Origin of the sequence: Agromyces humi (assembly GCF_009720255.1) — a bacterium.
GTDB lineage: Bacteria > Actinomycetota > Actinomycetes > Actinomycetales > Microbacteriaceae > Agromyces > Agromyces humi.
In genome coordinates this window covers 1-4,085 of record NZ_WJSP02000335.1, presented here as the reverse complement: position 1 = coordinate 4,085, position 4,085 = coordinate 1, and the positions used below count along the sequence as shown (strand labels likewise).

Annotated in this window: 4 protein-coding genes; 1 reads left to right on the top strand and 3 read right to left on the bottom strand. The window is 71.7% G+C overall.

From position 1 onward, the window contains the following. The first annotated feature begins 136 nt into the window (after positions 1-136). Positions 137-1,915: an ATP-binding protein gene (locus GH736_RS18465; protein WP_159605945.1), complete on the top strand. Its 1,779-nt coding sequence runs from the start codon at positions 137-139 to the stop codon at positions 1,913-1,915. A 13-nt stretch (positions 1,916-1,928) separates the two neighbouring features. Here the strand turns inward: GH736_RS18465 and GH736_RS18460 are convergent, their stop codons facing one another. The 3 genes from GH736_RS18460 to GH736_RS18450 form a co-directional block, all read right to left on the bottom strand. After that, positions 1,929-2,753: an ABC transporter permease gene (locus tag GH736_RS18460; protein ID WP_159605943.1), complete on the bottom strand. Its 825-nt coding sequence runs from the start codon at positions 2,751-2,753 to the stop codon at positions 1,929-1,931. Then, complete coding sequence (locus GH736_RS18455; RefSeq protein WP_159605941.1) at positions 2,750-3,766, bottom strand: ATP-binding cassette domain-containing protein; 1,017 nt, start codon at positions 3,764-3,766, stop codon at positions 2,750-2,752. Before GH736_RS18455 ends, GH736_RS18460 begins: the two co-directional genes overlap by 4 nt. Before the next feature lie 91 nt (positions 3,767-3,857). After that, the coding region (locus GH736_RS18450; RefSeq protein ID WP_159605939.1) for a GNAT family N-acetyltransferase at positions 3,858-4,085 on the bottom strand (228 nt) is incomplete at its 5' end.

The following is a 4,085-nucleotide window of genomic DNA, read 5'->3' as shown; positions in this document are numbered from 1 at the left end:
AACGGCGGCTGTCCGGATGTCGTCCAGCCGGCCGGCAACGCCGGGGCGGACCATTCCACCATGTGCTCACGATAGTGCGCGCCGGATGCCGCGGCGATGACCCGAATTGACTACTCCGGCCGCCCGCGTGCGGTCGATGACCGTCGAGCAGATCGAGGCGCGCCTCGAGAACCGCTTCGCGCTCCTCGCAGGAGGCGACCGCACGTCGCCCGAGCGGCAGCGTACGCTGCGCGCCGTGATCGACTGGAGTTGGGCGCTGCTGAGCGCCGACGAACGCCGCGCGATGTGCCGGCTCTCCTGGTTCCCCGACGGGTTCGGGCTCGATGCCGCCGGTGCGCTGACCGGTTCCGCCGACGCCGTCTGGCTGCTCGACGGGCTCATCGCCCAGTCCCTGCTCGCCGTCTCGGACGCGCCGGACGCGACCGCTCCTCGCTACCGGATGCTCGAGACGGTGCGTGAGTTCGGCCAGCTGAAGCTCACGGAATCCGGCGACGAGGCCGACGCCCTCGCGGCGATGGACGCCTGGGCGGTGCGCCTGTCGCTCCGCGCCCTCGACCTGGTCCGGGGCCCCGGCCAGGTCGAGGTGTTCCGAGAGCTCGACCTCGAGCAGGACAACCTCGTGGAGGTGCTGCGCCGGGCGATCGCGGCACGCCGCGGCGACGTCGTGCTGCCCGTGTTCGCGGCGCTCGCCTACCGCTGGACGGTGCGGAGCGCCCACTCCGAGATCCTCGCCTTCGGCGCGGCCGTGCTCGACAGCACGAGTGACACGCGTCCGTCGCCCGAGCTCGCCGCCGCCGCGATGGTCGCCCTCTCCCTGATCACCGCCACGCACCTCGCGAACGGCACCACGACGGGCGCGCGTGGCGCGGCGCGCATGAAGCGACTCGCCCGGGAGGGGCATCCGATGCCGCCGTGGCTCGATGCGGCGGGGAGCTTCCTGCTCGCGATGCCCGACCAGTCCGAGTCCCTGGCGCGGCTCGAGGCGATGGCCGCGTCGGAGGATCCCGACAGTGCGACGCTCGGCTCCATCATGCTGAGCCAGCTCACCGAGAACGAGGGCGATCCCGAGGCGGCGGAACGCCACGCCCAGCGCGCCGCAGAGGTGGCGCGCCGCACGGGCGACGTCTGGATCGAGGCGATGTCCTCGATGATGCTCGCGCAGCTCGCCAGCCAGTCGAACCGGCCGCTCGAGACCCTCCGGCGTGCGCGTCGCGCCCGGACCGGGCTCGAGTCGCTGGGCGCCGACCAGGACCTCATCCAGCTGGACTGGATGATCGCCGGCGCCCTGCTCGCCGACGGACGCATCGACGAGGCGCGTCCGCTCTTCGAGGCGATGGCCGACGACGACCGGGTGATGGCCGACGGCATGGCGGTGTCGACCATCGCCGACCTGGGCCTCTCGGAGATCGCCCATCTCGAGGGCCGTGACGCCGACGCGCTCCGGCTCGCCCGACGTTCGATCGACGCCTTCCACGACGGGCGACGACGCGGTTCGCCGTGGTACCTCATCGTGCTCGCCGGCTTCGCGGCGCATGGCGCCCTCGAGGGCTGGCCGGCCGACGAGGTGCGCGGCTGGGCCGACCGCCTGCGCTACCGCACGATCGCGACCTACCGGGCGCGTGCGGGCTACACCGACAAGCCCGTGCTGGGCACGATCGCCGTCGGCCTCGGGGCCTGGATGCTCCACCAGGCCGGGATCCAGGAGCGCGGGCTCGAGCTGATCGCCGTCGGCGAGCGCCTGTCGGGACGGCAGGATGCACCGGGCCCGAGCCGGAGCCGGCTGATCGAGGAGGCCGAGGCCCGCGTCGACCCCGAGCGCCTCGCTGCGGCCCGCGCGGCCGCCGCCGCCCGCACGACCGACGGATGCGCGGAACGGGCGCGCGAACTCATCGCAGCGCCCGTTCCGTCGTCCTGAGGACCGTCCGGCCTCACGCCTTCCGCATGTACGCCTTCACCGTCATCGGGGCGAACACGGCCACGACCACAGCGGAGCCGAGCAGCGCCCAGCCCACCTCGGGCCCGACCATGCCCTCGTTCACGAGGTCGCGCACCGCGGTCACGATGTGCGACACGGGGTTGATGTCGACGAACCACTGCAGCCACTCCGGCATGGTGTCGACGGGCACGAACGCGTTCGAGAGGAACGTCAGCGGGAAGAGGATGAGCATCGAGATGCCCTGCACGCTCGAGGCGCTGCGCGCGATCACGCCGAAGAACGCGAAGATCCACGACAGCGACCAGGCGCAGACGATGACGAGCACCGAGGCGGCGACGACCCCGGCGAACCCGCCGCCCGGACGCAGCCCCATGAGGTAGCCCATGGCGAACGTGAGCGTCGTGGCGATGAGGTACCGCACCGTGTCGGCGAGCAGCGCCCCCGACAGTGGCGCGATGCGGGCGATCGGCAGCGACCGGAACCGGTCGAACACGCCCTTGTCCATGTCCTCTCGCAGTTGCACGCCGGTGACGATGGACGTCGAGATGACCGTCTGCACGAGGATGCCGGGGATGATGATCGGCAGGTAGTTCTGCACGTTCCCGGCGATCGCGCCGCCGAAGATGTACGTGAACATCACCGTGAAGATGATCGGCTGCAGGGTGACGTCGAACAGCTGCTCAGGCGTGCGCTTGATCTTCAGGATCCCGCGATACGCCATCGTGACGGTGTGCGAGAGCGACTCCTGCAGGCTGACGCGGTTCCTCAGCTTCCGGGCGTGGCCGGGCGTGATGGTGGTGGTGGCGATCGCGCTCATGCGCGGCTCCCTTCGAGTTCGGTGCCGGATGCGTCGGCCGCAGCGGATTCCTCGTCCTCGACGCCGTGGCCGGTGAGCGTCAGGAACACCTCGTCGAGGGTCGGCTTGGCCACGCTGAGTTCGGCGAGGTGGATGCCCTCGTCGCGGAGCGTCACGAGCAGCTCCGTGACGCGGTCGGGGTTGTTCATGGGCGCGGTGATGCGTCCGGCCTCGGGCGAGATGGTCGGGGTGACGCCGAGCACGCGCCCGATGGCGACGCGCACGTCGTCCGCGTCCCGCGAGTCGGCGAGGCGCAGCTCGAGGCTCGACTGGCCCACGGAGGCCTTGAGTTCGTCGGCCGTGCCCTCGGCGACGACGCGGCCGCGGTCGATGACCGCGATCCGGTCGGCGAGCTGGTCGGCCTCGTCGAGGTACTGCGTGGTGAGCAGCACCGTCGACCCGGTCGCGACGAGCCGGCGGATGGTCTCCCACATCTGCGCGCGCGTCCGCGGGTCGAGTCCGGTGGTCGGCTCGTCGAGGAAGATGAGCGGCGGCTGCGCGATGAGGCTCGCCGCGAGGTCGAGCCGCCGGCGCATGCCGCCCGAGAAGTTCTTCAACGGACGCTTCGCGGCATCCGCCAGCCCGAACTCCTCGAGGAGCTCGGCGGCCTTCGCCTTGGAAGCGGAGTGCGAGTGGCCCAGCAGCCGCGAGAAGATCACGAGGTTCTCGGTGGCCGAGAGGTTCTCGTCGACGGACGCGTACTGCCCGGTCACGCCGATGAGCTGGCGCACGACCTGCGACTCGCGCTGCACGTCGTGCCCGAAGATGCGCGCGCTGCCGGCGTCCGGCCGGAGGAGGGTGGCGAGCATCGAGATGGTGGTGGTCTTGCCGGCGCCGTTGGGCCCGAGGACGCCGTAGACGGTGCCGGTCGCCACGCGAAGGTCGACGCCGTCGACCGCGCGGTTCGCGCCGAACACCTTGACGAGGCCATCGGCCTCGACGGCCCACTGGCCGTGCTGTGTGGTGGTGTGCATGTGGACCATGCTCCCCACCGGCGCTCACACGCGGCTCACGTGCCGCTCACACGTCGGGGCCGACGGATGCCGGGGCTGTGAGCGGTCGCGATCAGGCGACGTCGCGCCCGTAGGCCAGCATGAGGAAGCTCGACCCGTCGGGCCGCTCGAACACGAACTCGCGCTCGTGCAACCGCTCGAATCCCAGGCCGTCGTAGAGCCGCTGCGCCGCCACCATCTCAGGGCCGGTGTTGAGCACCACGCGGGGCGTCGACCGGATGCGCGCGAGCCGCAGCACGTGGCGCACGAGCAGCGCGCCGATGCCGCGGCGGCGCGCAGC

Coding starts and splice junctions, on each gene's coding strand:
- GH736_RS18465 (WP_159605945.1), top strand. CDS start 137: ATGACCGTCGAGCAGATCGAGGCGCGCCTCGAGAACCGCTTCGCGCTC.
- GH736_RS18460 (WP_159605943.1), bottom strand. CDS start 2,753: ATGAGCGCGATCGCCACCACCACCATCACGCCCGGCCACGCCCGGAAG.
- GH736_RS18455 (WP_159605941.1), bottom strand. CDS start 3,766: ATGCACACCACCACACAGCACGGCCAGTGGGCCGTCGAGGCCGATGGC.